At 64.2% G+C, this 17,952-nt stretch carries 20 protein-coding genes; 8 read left to right on the top strand and 12 right to left on the bottom strand.

The genetic code is table 11. The features are described from left to right. The first annotated feature begins 474 nt into the window (after window positions 1-474). The 4 genes from M2S36_RS23655 (at window position 475) to M2S36_RS23640 (ending at window position 2,338) form a co-directional block, all read left to right on the top strand. Window positions 475-879 carry a TraR/DksA family transcriptional regulator gene (locus M2S36_RS23655; protein WP_003259022.1) on the top strand — a complete coding sequence of 135 codons (405 nt, stop codon included), beginning with the start codon at window positions 475-477 and terminating at the stop codon, window positions 877-879. Window positions 880-1,057: 178 nt separating this feature from the next. Then, the gene (locus tag M2S36_RS23650) at window positions 1,058-1,252 is read left to right on the top strand and encodes a hypothetical protein (protein ID WP_025338376.1); all 195 of its coding nucleotides are present in this window, start codon (window positions 1,058-1,060) and stop codon (window positions 1,250-1,252) included. Window positions 1,253-1,658: 406 nt separating this feature from the next. Next, window positions 1,659-2,129 carry a hypothetical protein gene (locus M2S36_RS23645; RefSeq protein ID WP_207831591.1) on the top strand — a complete coding sequence of 157 codons (471 nt, stop codon included), beginning with the start codon at window positions 1,659-1,661 and terminating at the stop codon, window positions 2,127-2,129. After that, window positions 2,126-2,338, top strand: coding sequence for a hypothetical protein (locus M2S36_RS23640; protein ID WP_003259019.1), 213 nt, complete (start codon window positions 2,126-2,128; stop codon window positions 2,336-2,338). The genes M2S36_RS23645 and M2S36_RS23640 overlap by 4 nt, the downstream gene beginning before the upstream one ends. Before the next feature lie 12 nt (window positions 2,339-2,350). Here M2S36_RS23640 and M2S36_RS23635 read toward each other — a convergent pair whose 3' ends face one another. The 7 genes from M2S36_RS23635 to M2S36_RS23605 form a co-directional block, all read right to left on the bottom strand. Then, window positions 2,351-2,716 (bottom strand): Na+/H+ antiporter subunit G, encoded by a 366-nt coding sequence (locus tag M2S36_RS23635; protein WP_063913967.1) that lies wholly within the window; start codon window positions 2,714-2,716, stop codon window positions 2,351-2,353. After that, window positions 2,713-2,991 (bottom strand): K+/H+ antiporter subunit F, encoded by a 279-nt coding sequence (locus tag M2S36_RS23630; protein WP_003259015.1) that lies wholly within the window; start codon window positions 2,989-2,991, stop codon window positions 2,713-2,715. The genes M2S36_RS23635 and M2S36_RS23630 overlap by 4 nt, the downstream gene beginning before the upstream one ends. After that, a complete protein-coding gene (locus tag M2S36_RS23625; protein WP_333957960.1) occupies window positions 2,988-3,476 on the bottom strand; it encodes a Na+/H+ antiporter subunit E in 489 nt (162 codons plus the stop codon). The genes M2S36_RS23630 and M2S36_RS23625 overlap by 4 nt, the downstream gene beginning before the upstream one ends. Further along, window positions 3,473-5,152 (bottom strand): monovalent cation/H+ antiporter subunit D, encoded by a 1,680-nt coding sequence (locus M2S36_RS23620; RefSeq protein ID WP_207831587.1) that lies wholly within the window; start codon window positions 5,150-5,152, stop codon window positions 3,473-3,475. Before M2S36_RS23620 ends, M2S36_RS23625 begins: the two co-directional genes overlap by 4 nt. Then, window positions 5,149-5,493 carry a Na+/H+ antiporter subunit C gene (locus M2S36_RS23615; RefSeq protein WP_013971840.1) on the bottom strand — a complete coding sequence of 115 codons (345 nt, stop codon included), beginning with the start codon at window positions 5,491-5,493 and terminating at the stop codon, window positions 5,149-5,151. The genes M2S36_RS23620 and M2S36_RS23615 overlap by 4 nt, the downstream gene beginning before the upstream one ends. Beyond that, window positions 5,493-8,408, bottom strand: a complete 2,916-nt coding sequence (locus M2S36_RS23610; RefSeq protein ID WP_333957959.1) for a monovalent cation/H+ antiporter subunit A — start codon at window positions 8,406-8,408, stop codon at window positions 5,493-5,495. The genes M2S36_RS23615 and M2S36_RS23610 overlap by 1 nt, the downstream gene beginning before the upstream one ends. 150 nt (window positions 8,409-8,558) lie before the next feature. Next, a complete protein-coding gene (locus M2S36_RS23605) occupies window positions 8,559-9,509 on the bottom strand; it encodes a DMT family transporter (RefSeq protein ID WP_233688198.1) in 951 nt (316 codons plus the stop codon). Between the two features lie 83 nt (window positions 9,510-9,592). On the opposite strand from M2S36_RS23605, the gene M2S36_RS23600 reads away from it, so the two are divergent. Next, window positions 9,593-10,156: a helix-turn-helix domain-containing protein gene (locus tag M2S36_RS23600; protein ID WP_207831580.1), complete on the top strand. Its 564-nt coding sequence runs from the start codon at window positions 9,593-9,595 to the stop codon at window positions 10,154-10,156. Window positions 10,157-10,301: 145 nt separating this feature from the next. Here M2S36_RS23600 and M2S36_RS23595 read toward each other — a convergent pair whose 3' ends face one another. After that, window positions 10,302-10,850, bottom strand: a complete 549-nt coding sequence (locus M2S36_RS23595; RefSeq protein ID WP_207831578.1) for a cysteine hydrolase family protein — start codon at window positions 10,848-10,850, stop codon at window positions 10,302-10,304. A gap of 82 nt (window positions 10,851-10,932) precedes the next feature. Here M2S36_RS23595 and M2S36_RS23590 point away from each other — a divergent pair, with 82 nt between their 5' ends. Together M2S36_RS23590 and M2S36_RS23585 are read left to right on the top strand one after the other, a co-directional pair. After that, window positions 10,933-11,916, top strand: coding sequence for a GlxA family transcriptional regulator (locus M2S36_RS23590; RefSeq protein ID WP_233688199.1), 984 nt, complete (start codon window positions 10,933-10,935; stop codon window positions 11,914-11,916). A gap of 106 nt (window positions 11,917-12,022) precedes the next feature. Continuing rightward, window positions 12,023-12,379 (top strand): antibiotic biosynthesis monooxygenase, encoded by a 357-nt coding sequence (locus M2S36_RS23585; RefSeq protein ID WP_207831575.1) that lies wholly within the window; start codon window positions 12,023-12,025, stop codon window positions 12,377-12,379. A 2-nt stretch (window positions 12,380-12,381) separates the two neighbouring features. On the opposite strand, the gene M2S36_RS23580 is transcribed toward M2S36_RS23585, so the two are convergent. Together M2S36_RS23580 and M2S36_RS23575 are read right to left on the bottom strand one after the other, a co-directional pair. Continuing rightward, complete coding sequence (locus tag M2S36_RS23580) at window positions 12,382-13,152, bottom strand: alpha/beta hydrolase family protein (protein WP_207831573.1); 771 nt, start codon at window positions 13,150-13,152, stop codon at window positions 12,382-12,384. Further along, entirely contained in the window at window positions 13,136-14,248 is a 1,113-nt protein-coding gene (locus M2S36_RS23575) for a DUF3182 family protein (protein ID WP_207831571.1), read from the bottom strand. Before M2S36_RS23575 ends, M2S36_RS23580 begins: the two co-directional genes overlap by 17 nt. A gap of 226 nt (window positions 14,249-14,474) precedes the next feature. Here M2S36_RS23575 and M2S36_RS23570 point away from each other — a divergent pair, with 226 nt between their 5' ends. Then, on the top strand, window positions 14,475-16,283 hold the full coding sequence (locus tag M2S36_RS23570; RefSeq protein WP_207831568.1) for an aminopeptidase P family protein: 1,809 nt from the start codon (window positions 14,475-14,477) through the stop codon (window positions 16,281-16,283). 37 nt (window positions 16,284-16,320) lie between these two features. Here M2S36_RS23570 and M2S36_RS23565 read toward each other — a convergent pair whose 3' ends face one another. Together M2S36_RS23565 and rhtA are read right to left on the bottom strand one after the other, a co-directional pair. Next, on the bottom strand, window positions 16,321-16,602 hold the full coding sequence (locus M2S36_RS23565) for a hypothetical protein (RefSeq protein WP_025338390.1): 282 nt from the start codon (window positions 16,600-16,602) through the stop codon (window positions 16,321-16,323). A gap of 190 nt (window positions 16,603-16,792) precedes the next feature. Beyond that, complete coding sequence (rhtA, locus tag M2S36_RS23560) at window positions 16,793-17,680, bottom strand: threonine/homoserine exporter RhtA (RefSeq protein WP_207831566.1); 888 nt, start codon at window positions 17,678-17,680, stop codon at window positions 16,793-16,795. Window positions 17,681-17,952: the final 272 nt, after the last annotated feature.

The raw sequence follows: 17,952 nt of genomic DNA, 5'->3' as shown, positions 1-17,952 counted from the left end.
GAGCGAAGCTCGCTCCTACATTTGTTTTGGGCCAGTAACGCCTGCGCCAACGCGCGCGACCGCCTTGTTTGTTCCTCACGATATCGAGGTGGACACCAAAGGGCCGCGCGCCTCTGCCTCAGGATCGACTGGCCCGAAACAGATGTAGGAGCGAGCTTCGCTCGCGATGCGCCGCGCGGGCGGCGCTCGATCTTCCAGACGCTGCAAATGCTGTGGCGAGCACCTAGCGGCCCTGGCCCAATTCCCCGCCATGCTCCACGGCCCCTACCAAGCATCTTCTTTGCACCGACCAGCGGATTCCGAGCAATAGAAGCAAATTCACACCCATTTGCAGTTGCTCCACGCGACGCAGCGCCTTAGACTGCCGCCCCCTGTAAAAGAGTGCCGGTTGGCGCTTGAAGAATTCCGCTGCCGATGCCAAGGCGTCGGCGGCACCCGAATCGCCCAAATGCACATTTTTTCATAGAGAATTCGATGACCAAGGAACAGTTGCTGGCCATGTCGGCCGATGACTACATGAACGCTGACCAGCTGGCTTTCTTCGCTGGCCTGCTGCAGGCGATGAAAGTCGAAACCCATGAACGCATCGAGCTGAGCCGTGCCACCATCGAAGGCCTGGACACCCCGTCGGACCCTGCCGACGTGGCTTCGGTCGAAGAAGAGCGTAGCTGGCTGGTGAATGCCATCGACCGCGACCAGCGCCTGCTGCCGCAGTTGGAAATGGCCCTGGACCGTATTGCCGACGAAAGCTTCGGCTGGTGCGATGACAGCGGTGAGCCGATCGGCCTGAAGCGTCTGCTGATCAGCCCGACCACCAAGTACTGCATCGAAGCCCAGGAGCGCCACGAGCAGCTCGACCGCCACCAGCGCCAGGTGTAACCCCGCGCGGTGCGCCAAGCCCCACGGAGCGATCCCTGGGGCTTTTTGCGTTTCTTGCCGGCGGCGGTTTTGTTGCCCCGCAGGTAACACTGCTGTACCGGGATGCGCTGTTTCCACGCCGCGAGCAGGCGTATCATGGCTTTATCGTTAGGGTGCTAATTAAATTCCGGAGGGAATGATGAATAGCCGCGTCGATGTAGCCGTGATGATTGGTTCGGGTGTGCCGGCCACACTGCGGGCGCTGGGTAAACGTATCTGCTGGGTGGTGCTGGTCAATGGCGAGCGCCGTGGTACCGCATTCGCCACGCGCGAAGAGGCGCTGGAGTGCCAGGCGGCCTGGCAGCAGCAGTTGAAGAAGGGCCTGGCCGCCTGAGCACACTGAGTGCTTCCGGCGAGCGAGCGGAGTGTCGTTCAGGGCGATCTCCTGCAAGAAATGCACTTTGCCTCTCGACGGATTTCGGTGTTTTCGTGCATATTCTTCCCCCAGTAATGCGCTGATGAATTGCAGGGCCGGTTGTCACGTGCGCTCTGGCATTGCCTGCCGCATCTTTCCTGGCGGTTTTGCTGTCAGGCATTACGCTTCCCGAATCGGGAATATGCCGAAAGCCTGTATGTGGCCATATCTGGCAAGCCAGAGTAAAGAATCCTGCGCGCTGCATCGCCAGCGGGCACAGACATTTCGCATATCGTTTTATTACTCTTTTCGCCTATCGATAGAAATGACCGTGTCTCACCGAACTTGGGTGAGGGCGGGTTGTAACCGGTTGAGGATTACTTCATTGGCAGTCAGCACTCTTGATACCCATGCGTTGTTCGCCCTGGGCGACTTGCGCGGTAAATTGGCCCAGCTGTTTCAGGGTCGCTTTGTCTATGTCACCGAACAGAATCCCGAAGGCCTGTACATGGCCGAAATCGATACCGAAAGTGCATTGGTGGTCGATGACAAGCAGCGTTTGGAGCTGAAGGTCGGCGACCACTTTCGCGCCGCCGTACTGCCCAGCCGCGAAGGCGGCAAACTGGAAATGCGCTTTCGCGATATCAAGCTGAATGTATATGGTGTGGGCGACTACGCCTTCGTGTCGGTACCTGAAGGCGAGGGCATCGTGTTCCGTGAAGGCCACGGTGTGATGCTGGTGTTCGCCGCGCAGCAACAAGTGCAGGAAGGCCTTGGCAAGTTGCTCAAGGCGGTGACCGGCAAGGTTGCCAAATGGCGCAAAGGTGAGCTGACCACCTTCAAGGCCAGTGAATGACCCACAGTGACGACGCGCCTGCAACGCGTGCCGAGTTCCATCGGCAGCACCAGGCAGATGCCGTGGCCGAGGCCGAGCGTTTGCTGGCCAGGCGCGAAGAACTGCAAGGCGCCTGGTTGAACTGGGTGGCAGGCGAATTGTACCGCCTCGGCCCGCCGCCTTATGCGGCCATGGTCCGGCGCGAGTTGCAGCGCCTTGCCCAAGGCTGAGGCGGCGACTCTTCAGTTACCGCGATCGCGGCCGCTGCTGACTTCTTCAGGGACCGGCTCGTTTGCCATGCGCTTGCGGAACAGCGCCGCCCGCGCCAGCAGCAGCGTGGTTACCGGTACGGTGATCGACAGCAGGATCGGAATCAGCCAGGCGTGCAGCACCGGCGCTTCCTTGAGCCAGGAAAAGTAGATGATCGAGGCCAGTGCCACGCACCAGGCACCAATGGTCGAGGCCAGTGCCGGCGGGTGCATGCGCTGGAAGTAGTCCTTCAGGCGCAACAGGCCAACGGCACCGATCAGGGCGAACAGGCTGCCGGTCAGCAGCAGCGCGGCGGTGACCAGCTCCAGCCAGAAGGGGAGTTGCAGGGTTTCAGTCATTCGATCACCTCACCGCGCAGCAGGAACTTGGCCAGGGCAAACGAGCCAACGAAACCGAACAGCGCAATCAGCAGGGCACCTTCGAAGTAGGTGTCACTGGCATAACGGATTCCCAGCACCAGCATGGTCAGCATGGCCAGGATGTACAGGTAGTCCAGCGCCAGCACCCGGTCCTGGGCGGACGGGCCGCGGAACAGCCGGATCAGCGCCAGGGCCATGGCCAGGGCGAAGATGAACAGGCTGGCGAGGACAGCATTGGCGAGCAGGCCTGTCATTGGAAAATCTCCATCAGCGGGCGTTCGTAGGTGTCCTTGAAGTGCTGGATGAAGGCCGCCTCATCGTCCAGGTCGAACACGTGCAGCAGCAATACGCTGCGGTCCAGCGCCAGTTCGGACCAGACCGTGCCGGGCACCACCGTGGTAATCATCGACAGCGCCGCCAGGCCATGCGGGTCGCGCAGGGCCAGCGGGATGTGCACGAACGCCGAGCGTGGCGGCTGCTTGCCGGCACGCAGCACGCCACGGGCAACCAGCAGGTTGGACATGATCACATCGATGCCGACCCGGCCAATCAGCCGGGCGATGGCCAGCGGCCGTCGCACATGGGCATGCTGCGGGCGCAGCGGCGCCATCAGCAGCGGCGCCAGCACGCCGAGCGCGGTAGCCAGCAGCAGGTTGCCGGGGCTGACCGAAAGGTTCAGCAACAGCCACAGGCCGAACAGTGAAACCGATAACAGCGGTGCGGGGAACAGTCGATTCATGGCTGCACCTGTACGTCGAGCGAGGTGGGGCCAGGAACCGGCCGGGCAGCCATCACGGCTTCGATATAGGCGTCGGGGGCCTGCAGGCTGGCGGCGGTGTCCTGGGTGTAGCGCAGCAGCGGTTCGGCCTTGAGGCTGAGGATGATGCACAGGCTTAGCAGGATGACGATGGGGAGGCATTCATAGCGGCGCAGCACCGGCGACGGGCGCTCCTCCGGCTTCCAGAAACGCTGGATGCCGACGCGGCCGAAGGCGATCAGCGAGGCCATGCCAGAGAGGATCAACAGCGCCACCAGGCCCCAGCCTGCCGTGCCCAGCGGTTGCTCGGGAGGCACGCCCAACCCCTGTGGGTTGAACAACGCGCTGATCAGGTTGAGCTTGCCGACAAAGCCGGACAGCGGCGGCATGCCGATGATCAGCAGGGCGCAGGCGATGAAGCTGAGGCCGAGGAAGGCCATGGTCCACGGGATGATCTGGCCGATCACCACCTTTTGCTCATCGTCGAGGTTGATGCCCTTGGGCGGGTGCAGTGACTCCAGCGGTGGCGGCATGGCGCCTTCTTCGTCCTCAAGTGGCGCTTCGTTGGCCGAACGCGAACGTTCAACCAACTCGGCGAGCAAGAACAGCGCGCACAGCGCCAAGGTCGAGTTGACCAGGTAGAACAGGGCCGCACCGGTCAGCGCCGACTGAGCAAAACCGACGGCGCCGAGCAGGGTGCCGGCCGAGACCAGGATGCTGAGGGCAGCCATGCGCTCCAGGCGCTGCGCGGCCAGGATCGATACCGCCGCCACCGCCAGGGTGACCAGGCCACCGTACACCAGCCATTCACCACCGAAATGCGCCGAGGCCCCGGCCTGCCCGGAGAACAGCAGTGTCCACAGGCGCAGCACCGCATACAGGCCGACCTTGGTCATGATGGCGAACAGTGCCGCCACCGGCGCGCTGGCCGAGGCATAGGCCGGCACCAGCCAGAAGTTCAACGGCCAGATGCCGGCCTTGACCAGGAAGGCCATGGCCAGGATCGCCGCGCCAGCGTGCAACAGGCCACGGTCGGCCTCCGGTACCAGCGGAATCTTCAGGGCCAGGTCGGCCATGTTCAGGGTGCCGGTCACGCCATACAGCATCGCTGCGCCGACCAGGAACAGCGACGAGGCGAACAGGTTGATGGCAATGTAGTGCAGGCCGGCACGCACCCTGGCGCGGCCCGAGCCATGCAGCAGCAGGCCATAGGAAGCGGCCAGCAGCACTTCGAAGAACACGAACAGGTTGAACAGGTCGGCGGTGAGGAAGGCGCCGTACAGGCCCATCAGCTGGATCTGGAACAGCGCGTGGAAGCTGGCCCCGGCACCGTCCCAGCGGGCGCGGGCAAACAGCAGGGCGCTGAAACCGATGATGCCGGTGAGGGTCAGCAGCAGGGCCGACAGGTGGTCGACCACCAGCACGATGCCGAACGGCGCTGGCCAGTTGCCCGGCAGGTAGACACCGATCGATTCCGCCTGGCCCTGGGTGCGCACCCACTGCAGCAGGCTGACCGCGATGGCCAGGCCGGCGAAGGTCGACAGCAGGTTCAGCCGGGCCTTGATCTGCCGGTGTTTCTCGCCCAGCAGCAACATCACTGCCGCCGTCACCAGCGGCAGCAGGATGGGCGCGATGATCAGTTGGCTCATGCCACTCATTCGTCACGCTCCCGGCCATCCACGTGGTCGGTACCGGTCAGGCCGCGCGATGCCAGCAACACCACCAGGAACAGCGCGGTCATGGCGAAGCTGATGACGATGGCGGTGAGCACCAGGGCCTGCGGCAGCGGGTCGGTATAGTGCAGCAGGTCCTGCGGCACGCCGTCCTTGATGATCGGTTCCTTGCCGATGAACAGGCTACCCATGCTGAAGATGAACAGGTTGACCCCGTACGACAGCAGGCACAGGCCCATGATCACCTGATAGGTTCGCGGGCGCAGGATCAGCCACACCCCCGAGGCGGCCAGGACGCCGATGGCAACTGCAATCACTTCTTCCATCAGGCGGCTCCTGCTTGGCTGGTTTTCGCCGGGTTGCCCGGGCGGTAGGCGCGCACCGACTGGTGCGCCAGGGCAGTGAGGATCAGCAGGGTCGAGCCGACCACCACGGTGAACACGCCGACATCGAAGAACAGCGCGCTGGCCACGTGCACATCACCGAGCAACGGCAGGTGCAGGTGGGCGGTATGGGTGGTGAGGAACGGGTAGCCCAGCAGCATGGCACCCACCCCGGTCAGGGTTGCGCACAGTAGCCCGGTGCCCATCCAGCGCAGCGGGCGCAGGCTCATCTGCGCCTCGACCCACTGGGTGCCGGCCACCATGTACTGCAGGATGAACGCCACCGACATCACCAGGCCGGCGACAAAGCCGCCACCGGGCTGGTTGTGGCCGCGCATGAACAGGTACATCGACACCAGCAGGGCGATTGGCAGCAGCAGGCGCACCAGTACCGCGGTCACCATCATGAAGCCCAGGGCGGTGTCGGTGGCATGCCGCGGGTTGATCAGGTCGGTGACCACGTCGGGTGCCAGCTGGCGCTGCTGCGCCGGCAGTTGCATGCTTTCCTTCGGCGGGCGGAAGCGCCGCAACAGGGCGAACACGGTCAACGCCACGGCCACCAGCACGGTAATTTCACCAAGGGTATCGAAGCCACGGAAGTCGACCAGCATGACGTTGACCACGTTGGTGCCACCGCCCTGGGGCAGCGCCCGGCTCAGGTAGAACGAGGAAATGTCGTTGGGTGTAGGACGGGTCAGCATGGCGTAGGACAGCACGGCCATGCCGCCACCTACCAGCACCGCCAGCAGCAGGTCGCGCAGGCGGCGCATGCGCGCGCGCTCCAGGCTGCCCGGAAGTGGTGATACGCCTTCGATCCGCCGCGGCAGCCAGCGCAGGCCGAGCAGGATCAGCACGGTGGTGACCACTTCCACGACCAGTTGGGTCAGGGCCAGGTCGGGTGCGGAGAACCAGACGAAGGTGATGCAGGTCATCAGGCCGCAGACGCTGACCATGATCAATGCCGCCAAGCGGTGATACTTGGCCTGGTAGGCGGCGCCGATGGCGCAGGCAATGGCGATCAGCCACAGCGCGACGAACACGCCCGAGCCCGGAATCTTCGGCCGGTCGCCCCAGCTCAGGCCGCTGTAGAGCATAGGCGTGAGGCCGGCGAGGAAGGCGGCGAGCACCAGCATGAACAGCTGCGACTGCAGGCGGCGGCTGGTGAGCAGGCGCTCGATGCGCCGGGCCAGCAGCATCAGCTGCACCTGGCCGTGTTCGAACAGGCGCTTGCCGTTGAAGCGCTCGATCACCGGCGGGTAGGGGAAGCGGCCCAGGCGCAGCTGCTTGCGCAGCAACAGGTACAGCACGATACCGCCGCTCATGGCCACCAGGCTCATGATCAGCGGCGCGTTCCAGCCATGCCAGATGGCCAGGCTGTATTCCGGCAGGGTGCCGCCTACCACCGGCAGGGCGGCGGCAGCCAGCAGCGGGCCGACCGACTGGGCAGGGAAGATGCCCACCACCAGGCAGGTGAGCACCAGCAGTTCGACCGGCGCACGCATCCAGCGTGGCGGCTCGTGGGGGGTATGCGGGAGGTCTTGCGCAGTGGGGCCGAAGAACACATCGACGGTGAAGCGCAGGGCATAGGCCACGCTGAAGGTGCCGGCCAGGGTGGCGATCACCGGCAGCGTGGCTTCGACCCAGGCAGTGGAGCTGATGAACACCGTTTCGGCGAAGAACATTTCCTTGGACAGGAAGCCGTTCATCAACGGCACGCCGGCCATCGAGGCGCTGGCCACCATGGCCAGGGTGGCGGTGTATGGCACCAGGCGGATCAGCCCGCTGAGGCGGCGGATGTCACGGGTGCCGCTTTCGTGGTCGATGATGCCGGCGGCCATGAACAACGAGGCCTTGAAGGTGGCGTGGTTGAGAATGTGGAACACCGCGGCGACGGCAGCCAGCGGGCTGTTCAGGCCCAGCAGCAGGGTAATCAGGCCCAGGTGGCTGATGGTCGAGTACGCCAGCAGGCCCTTGAGGTCGTTCTGGAACATGGCGGCGAAGGCGCCGAGCAGCAGGGTGAGGGCGCCGGCACCGCCGACGATCCAGAACCACTCCTCGCTACCCGACAGCACCGGCCATAGCCGCGCCAGCAGGAATACCCCGGCCTTGACCATGGTCGCCGAGTGCAGGTAAGCCGATACCGGGGTGGGGGCCGCCATGGCGTGGGGCAGCCAGAACTGGAAGGGGAATTGTGCGCTCTTGCTCAGGGCGCCGATGAGGATCAGCGGCAGCAGCACCGGGTACAGTGCATGCTGGCGAATGGTGTTGCCGGCAGCCAGGACCTTGTCCAGGTCGTAGCTGCCGACCACATGGCCGAGCAGCAGGGCACCCACCAGCAGGCACAAACCGCCTGCGCCCGTGACCATCAGCGCCATGTAGGCGCCGCGGCGGGCGTCGGCACGGTGGTGCCAGTAGCCGATCAGCAGGAAGGAGAACAGGCTGGTGAGTTCCCAGAAGAACACCAGCTGGATCAGGTTGCCGGAGATCACCAGGCCGAGCATGGCGCCCATGAAGGCGAGGAAGAAGGCGAAGAAGCGCGGTACCGGGTCTTGCGGCGACATGTAGTAGCGAGCATACAGCGACACCAGCGCACCGATGCCCAGCACCAGCAGCGAGAACAGCCAGGCGAAGCCGTCCATGCGCAACACCAGGTTCAGCCCCAGGCTGGGCAGCCAGAGGAACTCTTCGCGAATTACGCCACCGTGGGCAACCTGAGGGTACAGCAGTGCTACCTGGACAGTGCCGACCAGGGCCACGAGCCCGGCGAGAATGGACTCCGCGTTACGTGCGTTGTGCGGCAGCACGGCTGCCAGGCAACTGCCCACGAACGGCAGAAGCAATAGCACTATCAATGACATAGCGTTCTATTCTGGAGAAGTTTGCAAAGAATCATACGTGTCGAGGGGGTGATCACCAACACGCAAGCTGTCGCAGAATCCTACAAACAGGCTGTGACAAGCTGTTTTTTTATAACAGTTTTTTACAAAGCATAGCCGCAGTTGGCGGCTTTACAGGCCGGCCTGGCGTTCGCCTTCATCCTGCACTTCTGGTGTTTCGGTCGCTTCGCGCGGGCGGCGCACCTTGAGTTCGCTGACCACCACCGCGATCACGATCAGCAAGCCACCGAGCAGTGCCACGCCCGGCAAGCGCTCACCGGCGATGCGCCCGACGATCCCGGCCCACACCGGTTCACCGGCATAGATGAGGGTGGCGCGGGTGGGCGAGACCGACTTCTGCGCCCAGTTCATTGCCACCTGGATCACCGCGCTCATGGCGCCCAGGCCCACGGCGCTGGCCAGCAGCAGCCAGGAGAAGTCGGGCAGGCGCTCCTGGGTCGGTACGATCATCAGGAACGCCAGCAGCGAGGCGGTTGCCAGTTGCACCACGGTGACCCGGCGCACATCGACCTGGCCGGCGTAGCGGCTGATCAGGATGATTTCGCCGGCGATGGCCACGGCGCTGACCAGGGTCACCAACTCGCCCTCGCTGAAGTGCAGGCTGCCGCCCTCCGGCCCGGCCAGCAGCATCAGGCCGATGAACGCCAGGCCGATACCGATGCTGGGCATCAGGCCGGGGCGCCGGCCCAGTACCAGCCACTGCAACAGCGGCACGAACGGCACGTACAGTGCGGTGATGAACGCCGACTGGCTGCTGCTGATGGTTTGCAGGCCCATGGTCTGCAGGCCGTAGCCGAGCATGATCGACACGCCGATCAGCATGCCGGCTTTCAGCTCGGTGAAGGTCAGCCCTGGCAGCGCCCGCGCCGAGACCACCCCAACGAACAGGGCGGCTGCAGCGAAGCGCAGGCCGACGAAGAACATCGGGCCGCTGACGGTCATCACGTTATGCACCAGCAGGAAGGTGCCGCCCCACAGCATGGTGATGAAAACCAGTACAAGTTCGGCCTTGCTCAGGCGAAAGGTAATGGCAGGGGTCGGCTTGCTGCTGGGCTGGCTCATGGTCTTGCGCACTCGAAGGGGGCGGCGCACAATCGCCGCAAAGTGGGCAGTATACTGCGCAATATCGACCAGTGAGCAATATAGTGCACAATGATTCCTCGCACCGGGCATCGGTGCTGCAACATGTCAGCTTCAATGTACGCAGCCTGCGCAACGCTGCGGGCATGAGCCAGACGGCGCTGGCCGAACGCTCCGGGGTCAGCCGGCGCATGCTGGTGGCGATCGAAGCGGGCGAAAGGAATGTCAGCCTGACCACCCTTGACCTGATTGCCGAAGCCTTGGGCGTGGCTTTCAGTACCCTGATCCAGGCGCCTGACCAGCGCGACCCCGGGCGTATCGAAGAGCTGGCCTGGGCCGGTGAGCACCCGCAGAGCCGGGCGGTGCTGCTGGGCAGCAGTGTGGCGCGACGCGAGGTGGAGCTGTGGGAGTGGACGTTGGCGCCGGGCGAGTGCTATTCCAGCGAGGCTGATGCCGAAGGCTGGAGCGAGCAGATCTACGTAGCGCAAGGGCAACTGACGCTGATTATCGAAGGGGCCGAGCATCGCCTGCAGGTCGGTCAGTTCCATGTGTTTCCCAGTAATTGCCGATATGCGTATCGCAACGATGGGGCGGAGGCGGTGCGGTTTGTGCGCAATGTGGTGATTTGAGGTAGCCGGTTTTGGGGCTGCTGCGCAGCCCATCGCGACACAAGGCCGCTCCCACAGGTGCCGCGCAAATCTGATGTCTGGCACGGTACCTGTGGGAGCGGCCTTGCGTCGCGATGGGGCGCAAAGCGCCCCCAAATTCCACTGATCAGCTATTCAGCAACTCATCTGTCCTGACCACCTTGGCATAGGCAAACGCCAACGCTGCCATCACTGAATCGTGCACCTGCGCCGCCGGCACCCGCTTGCCATCGAACTCCAGTGGCAGGGTGGCACAGGCATCGTGCGCCACGGTCACGTCATAACCCAGGTCGGCCGCGGCGCGGGTGGCGGCGTCAACGCACATGTGGCTCATGCTGCCGACGATGGTCAGGGCTTCGACGCCATGCCGGTCCAGCGTGTGCTCAAGGTCGGTACCAAGGAAGGCGTTGACCTTGTGCTTGAGGACCACTGGCTCACCCGCCACCGGCTCGACCTTGGCGTGGATGGCCGCACCCTGCGAGCCTGGCGCGAAGAACGGCGCATCGGCGCTGTCGAACTCATGGCGCACATGCACCACCAGATCGCCCCTTTGACGCGCCGCCGCCAGCAGGCGGGCGGCATTGTCAGCCGCCTGCTCGGCGCCATCGAGGGTCCATTTGCCGCCCGGGAAGTAGTCGTTCTGGATGTCGATGATGATCAGCGCCTGCTTGCTCATGCTGCCTCCTGTGGCAGTGGTCGTTGGATGACGTTAGTTATAGGCTGTGCGCACTGACCTGAGGATTGGCGCGAACGACACTATGCGGGCAAAAACTGACAACCCTGCCAGACTGGACATCGGCCTGCTGCTGTACCCCGGTGCGCAACGTGCTGCCGTGCATGGGCTGGCCGACCTGTTCCTGGTGGCCAACCGGGTGGCTGCCGAACTGGGGGCCATCGAGTTGCCAGCGGTGCGTATCAGCTTCTGGCAGGCAGACGAGGCGGGGCAGTTGCAGCCTGCCCCAGAGAGCCCACCTGCCGTCGCGTCCGAGCTGCGGGTACTGATCATTCCGCCGAGCCTGGAGTCGGCACCCCAGGGTGAGCTGCTTGAGCGCCATCGCGCGTCGTTGTGCCAGTTGCACGGGCACGGAACGGTGCTGGCATCGGTGTGCATCGGGGTGTTCTTCATCGCCGCCAGTGGCCTGCTCGACGGGCGCCCGGCCTGTACCCACTGGAACTACGTGCATTCGCTTGCCCAGCGTTTTCCCCGCGTGCGGGTCGAGGCCCAGCAACCGTTGCTGGACGATGGAGACATCGTCACCTCGGCCGGGTTGATGGCCTGGACCGAGCTGGGCTTGCGCTTGCTGGAGCGCTTCATGGGGGCGACGGTGGCGCGGGAAACTGCCCGCTACCTGGCGGTCGATCCGGTCGCGGCGCCGCTGCCCGGTGCCGTGTTCAACCCGCGCCTGGACCATGGCGATGAGGCTGTGCTGAAAGTGCAGCACTGGTTGCAGGGCAACGGAGGGCAGGATGCCGACCTGGCCAGCATGGCCGCATGCGCGGGGCTGGAGGAACGCACCTTCCTGCGGCGTTTTCGTGCTGCCACGGGGCTACGGCCGACCGAGTACTGCCAGCAGGTGAGGGTGGGGCGGGCGTGCCGCTTGCTGGAGTTTACCCGGCGCAATGTCGAGCAGATTGCCTGGGGCGTCGGTTACCAGGACCCGGGTGCGTTTCGCAAGGTGTTTCAGCGCATCACCGGTCTGACCCCGAGTGATTACCGGCGGCGCTTCGCGGTATCGGGTTAGGGCGCGAGGGGCGTTCCCGGGGTGGAAACCACTTGACCTTGACATAACTTGAGGTTTTACCCTGCTCGGCGTCGCGCTGCATGCGTCCGTCGCCAGGAGACCTTTCATGACGGCAACATCTCATCCCCTGTGGTTTACCCAGATGATCGAATATGAAGTGCCCGGCAGGTGCCAGCAGGCGTTGGCTCAGGCGCTGGTGGCGCGCAGCGAAGAGCTGGCCGCGCGCTGCGAAGGCCTGCTGGGTGTCAGCATCCAGGCCAGTGATGATGGCAGCCGGGTGCTGCAGTACCTGCAATGGCAGTCCCGCCAGGCGTGGGCGGCGGCGGCGGTGCTTTTCGTCGAGGAGCCGTTCCTTGAACTGCTTGGCCAGCATCAGGCGCGTAGCGTCAACTTTGCCGCCTACCAGACCCTGCGCAGCCTGGTACGTGGCGCCGATGGCAGCCTGCTTTGCCAGGTGGGTTAGCCTCAGGCATACCAGGGCGCGTAGTGCGGGTAACGGTCCAGGCGCGCGCCAATGACCATTTCGCTGACCCATGCCGCCAGGATCGAGCTGTAGGCTTTCTGGCTCTCTTCGCTGGACAACGCGTGGTCGGCACCGTCGACGATGCGGTGGGTGAGCGAATGGGCACTGACGAATGCCGAGCGGTAGCTCATCAGCGTGCTGTGCGGCACGTAGTCGTCTTGCTCGGACTCTACCAGCAGTACATCACCACCGAACTCGGCACAGGCCGCCAGTGCGCGGTTGTCCCCCGGGCCGAGCGGGCGCTGGCGGTAGGCGTTCAGCCGTTGCCGGTCGAGGGTTTGCTTGGGGAGGTTCCATTCGTCGTCCCAGTACATGGCGGGTACCCGCAAGGCCAGCCATCTGACCGGCCGCTCGCGGGTCAGCAGGGTGGCCAGGTAGCCGCCATAACTGCTGCCGATGATGGCGATGGCACTGGGGTCGACGACCGGGTGGCTCACCAGCCGGTCGTAGGCCACCAGCAGGTCGGTCAGATTCTGTTCGCGTGTCACCGTCAGCCGTTGGCTTTCGGTTTTTTCGTGGCCGCGCAGGTCGAAGGTCATGCACACGCAGCCCAGCCCGGTGATATGCCGGGCACGGGCCAGGTCGCGTTGCTGGCTGCCACCCCAGCCGTGGACGAAGAGGATGCCCGGCATCTTGCTGCCAGGGCTGACCAAGGTGCCGACGATGCTGTCATCCTCGACCTGCAGTTCAACGGTTTCACTCTGAATGGTCATGTTCGCGAATCCGCGCAAATTTGCTGAGTTGTCCCAGTTCACTGTCGTTTCCTTGGTAAAAGAGGGTGGCGTCAGCGGGCAGTTCGGGGGTGCCGAACACTTCATGGGTGGAGGCACGCACCCGTTGCAATGCCGGGTCATCGGCAAACGCCTGCAAGGCCAGCAGCTCGGCACTGCTGGCGCCGCCCAGGCGCCAGGATTGTTCGAGTACGCCGCTGCGCAGGCGACCCAGAGGGTTCATGCCGCGGGCGATGTCGTAGTTGCGTCGTGAGGCGATGAAGCCGGGGAAGTGCTGTTCGGCGGCCTGTTCGTAGGCCATCGCCTGGTTGATGGCCAGGCGCAGCGGCTCGTCCAGCGGCAGTTGCAGCAGTGCCTGGTAGTCACCGCGTACTACCACCAGGTCGGAGCCGCCGTACACTTGCGTGCCCTGATGATCACGGGTCAGTTGCTGGGTGCCGTGATAGCTGCAGGTCAGGCCGGCGACGCGTACCTGGCCGACGCTGAAGGTTTGCACCTCGCTCAGGTCTTCTTCGAGCACCAGCCCCCATAGCGCAAGGTCCTGGTCATCCATGCGGGCCAGCAGTGGTTCCAGTTCATCCACCGTGGTGATGACCTGTTGCCCGCGGCCTGCACAGGCCAGTACCGGCTTGATCCGCAACGGGCCGTCCGCCAGCAACAGCTGTGCGGCGGTGCGCGCATCGGCCTTGCTGAACACGGTGTAGCCGCGTAGCAGGGCGTCGCTGGCTTGCCGGGCGAAGGCATCGGTCCAGCCCGGCGGAAAACTGGCTCCGGCCGGCAGCGGGTGGGAGATTGCCTTGGTCGCCATGTAGGGGTGTGCGACCAGCCCGCCGAACAGGTCTTGCTCGCTGCAGATGCCCAGGGCGGCATGGCGCTTGGGATCGACCAGGGTTTCGGTAGGCAGGTAGTAGTAGCCATCGGCGGCGCCCGGAGGCTGGCTGGGTTGCACGTGCGGGCAGCCCAGCAGGCGGGCCAGGCCATCGGCAAGCTTCAGATGCACGGCATGCTCGTGGTCAGGGGTGTGCGCGCGGGTGTCGAGCAGCACCACGCCGCTTTTAGGGGCGCAGGCATTGGGCATGGTCTTTTGCCTGTGTGTAATGAATGTACTGTGTGTGAAGCCCGTGCTTTGGGGAAGTTCAGCGGAACTTGATCGGTGGTCCTGGCCATGCTGTAGGAAATGTCTGTTTTACGCAGGGCGTGGCGGGCAATGCATGCCGAGTGGCGGTCGCCACGATTGCAGGGCTTGGGCGGCTGTTCCATTATCGGCACACTGGATCAACCGTGATGTAGCCGCAGGAGAGCGCATGAACGTTCAGACCACCCTTGGGCAAAGCGTGCCGCAGCGCCTGGCGCAGGTGCGCCAGGTCATGGCCGCAGAGGGCATCGATGCCTTGCTGGTACCCTCGGCCGACCCCCATCTTTCCGAATACCTGCCCGGTTACTGGCAGGGGCGCCAGTGGCTGTCGGGTTTCCACGGCTCGGTCGGCACGCTGGTGGTCACGGCTGGCTTTGCCGGGTTGTGGGTCGATAGCCGCTACTGGGAACAGGCGGAGCGCGAGTTGGCAGGCAGTGGCATCGAGTTGATGAAGCTGTTGCCGGGCAAGCCTGGCGCGCTGGAGTGGCTGGGCGATCACGTCGAGCCCAATGGCAACGTGGCGGTAGATGGTGCGGTCATGGCCTTGGCTTCGGCGCGCCAGCTGGGTGACCGGCTGAAAGCGCGCGGGGCGCGACTGGTGACTGACAAGGACCTGCTGAGCCAGGTCTGGGAAGGGCGACCGGCACTGCCGGGCAACACGGTCTACCAGCATTTGCCACCGCATGCCACGGTGAGCCGGGCGGAAAAACTGGCGCAGTTGCGCCAGAGCGTGCAGGCCAAGGGCGCCGACTGGCACTTCATCGCCACCCTGGATGACATCGCCTGGCTGTTCAACCTGCGCGGCAGCGATGTGTCCTACAACCCGGTGTTTGTGGCCTTTGCCCTGATCAGCCAGCAGCAGGCGATCCTGTTCGTTGGCCAGGACAAGCTCGATGACCATCTACGCCAGGTGCTGGCGGTCGACGGTATCGAGGTGCGTGACTACGCCGAAGCCGGCAAGGCCCTTGGTGCCATGCCGGCCGGCAGCCGATTGCTGGTCGACCCGGCCCGGGTAACCTGCGGCCTGCTCGACAACCTGCCGGCCGAGGTAGAGTTGGTCGAGGGGCTCAACCCCAGCACCCTGAGCAAGTCGTGCAAAGGTGATGACGATCTGGTGCACATCCGCCAGGTGATGGAGCAGGACGGCGCGGCCCTGTGCGAGTTCTTCGCCTGGCTTGAGGCCAACCTCGGTCGGGAGCGGATTACCGAGCTGACGGTCGACGAGCGGCTGAGTGCCGCGCGAGCCCGCCGCCCAGGCTTCGTGTCACTGAGCTTCTCGACCATTGCCGCCTTCAATGGCAATGGCGCGATGCCGCATTACCGTGCCACCGAGCAGTCGCATGCGGTGATCGAGGGCGATGGTTTGCTGCTGATCGATTCGGGCGGCCAATACCTGGGCGGCACCACCGACATCACCCGCATGGTGCCGGTGGGCAACCCCAGCCTTGCGCAGAAGCAGGATTGCACGCGCGTGCTCAAAGGCATGATCGCCCTGTCGCGCGCCACCTTCCCGCGTGGCGTGCTGTCGCCGTTGCTCGACGCCATTGCCCGGGCACCGATCTGGGCTGACCAAGTGGATTACGGCCACGGTACCGGGCATGGGGTGGGGTACTTCATGAACGTGCACGAGGGGCCGCAAGTCATTGCCTACCAGGCGGCACCCACGCCGCAGACGGCGATGCAGGTGGGCATGATCAGCTCCATCGAGCCGGGTACGTATCGCCCAGGGCAGTGGGGTGTGCGCATCGAGAACCTGGTGGTCAATCGCGAGGCTGGCAAGAGCGCCTTCGGCGACTTTCTGAAGTTCGAGACCCTGACGCTGTGCCCGATCGACACCCGCTGCCTGGTGCCCGAGCTGCTGGCCAGGGAAGAGCTGGACTGGTTGAACGGCTATCACGCCATGGTACGCGAGCGCCTGGCGCCCTTGCTCAAGGGCGAAGCGCTGGCCTGGCTGCAGGCGCGTACTGCGCCGTTGTAAGGCAAATGAAAAGGGCAGCTTGCGAGCTGCCCTTTTCCTACTTGCAGATGACGATCATGCTGCGGCTGGTGTAACCCGCCGGATTGATGCCGAACAAATAGTCACCGGGTTCTTCATCGCTATCGCCCGAGCGTGCAATGACCCGGTAGCCGCGCGTGCTGCAGGAACTCGCGGCCTTGCTGTAGCAGTTGTCCCATGAGGAAGAAAGGCCGGAGCAATTGATATGCAGGCCCTTCTTGCCCCTTTTGACCTCGGTCTTGGCCGTGGCGGCACATCCAGCAATAGCCAAGATGGCCAGGATGAGCAAAATACGTTTCATTCCTGTCCTTAAATGCAGGGCGGATCCGCTGTCTGGCCCCGTCGTTATCGCTTTGGTTCTTCCTGAAATTTCCCCAGCGTCCGTGTTCGGTCCAGTAGATAGCGCAAAGATGATGATTCGGTGACAGCTTAATCAGCGAGGCGGGCCGCTACAATCACTAATCCTGTCTCAAATGAAAATATTTCTCATATCAGTCTGCTGCGACGGCCGGGCTGGGTTCCGTGCGCATGGACAGGGTGGTGCCGACCGACGCAGTAATGATCGCCAGGATAGCCAGCCACTGGGTGAACGTCAGCACCTCGCCCAGGAACAGCAGACCAGACAGTGCACCAAATGCGGGTTCGATGCTCATGAGGGTGCCGAAGGTGCGTGCCGGGATGCGCGTGAGGGCAACCATTTCCAGGCTGTAGGGCAGGGCAGTGGACAGCACTGCGACGCCTAGGGCCATGGGGATCAGGGCGGGCGTGAGCAATGCGCTGCCGGCGTGGGCGATACCGATGGGGGCAACGAACAGTGCGGCGACCACGACGCCCAGGGCGGCGCTCTGGATACCGTGCTCGGCCCCGGCGCGCTGGCCGAACAGGATGTACAGCGCCCAGCACACCCCTGCGCCCAGGGCAAAGGCGGCGCCGACCGGGTCGAGGGCCTGCCCGCCATGGCCGGCAGGCAGCAACAGCAGCAGGCCGACGATGGCCAGGGCAATCCACAGGAAGTCGATCGGCCGGCGCGAGGAGAAGATCGCCACGGCCAGCGGGCCGGTGAACTCCAGCGCCACGGCAATGCCGATCGGTACTGTTTGCAGAGCCATATAGAAGAGGAAGTTCATGCCACCCAGCGCCATGCCATAGATGATGACGTTGCGCAGGGTGTTGGTGGTCATGCGTACACGCCACGGGCGCAGTATCAGCAGCATGATGATGCTGGCGAAGATCAGGCGCAGGGTGGTGGTGCCTTGGGCGCCGACGAGGGGGAACATGCTTTTCGCCAGGGAGGCACCAGACTGTATCGATGCCATGGCGATGAGCAGCAGGCCGATCGGGAAGAGGGTAGCGGCCAGGCTGCGGGGCTGGGTGTTCATTTCTGTGCGGCGATCCTTGAGTGGGGTGGGGGTGAGCAATATAGTGCGCAATTACGGCGCGTGGGGGCAAGGTGCCCGGCGTTGTTATTTCGGCGCTCGATCTCATAGGCGCAGAAGGTGTTGTGGCGAGCACCTGGCGGCCCTGATGCGGTCTTCTCCAAAAAGATTCTAAATTATTGAAATTAAAGGTTGACCTCCTGAAAAGCCGCCCTATAATGCGCACCACTCCAACACGGTAGCGAAGCAAAGCCAGCCACCCTGTTGAGTCAAGT

The organism is Pseudomonas sp. SF2 (assembly GCF_036858055.1).
In the GTDB taxonomy this organism is placed as follows: Bacteria; Pseudomonadota; Gammaproteobacteria; order Pseudomonadales; family Pseudomonadaceae; genus Aquipseudomonas.
Note: the sequence above shows the minus strand (reverse complement) of the source record. Positions and strands in the feature narration are given on the sequence as shown.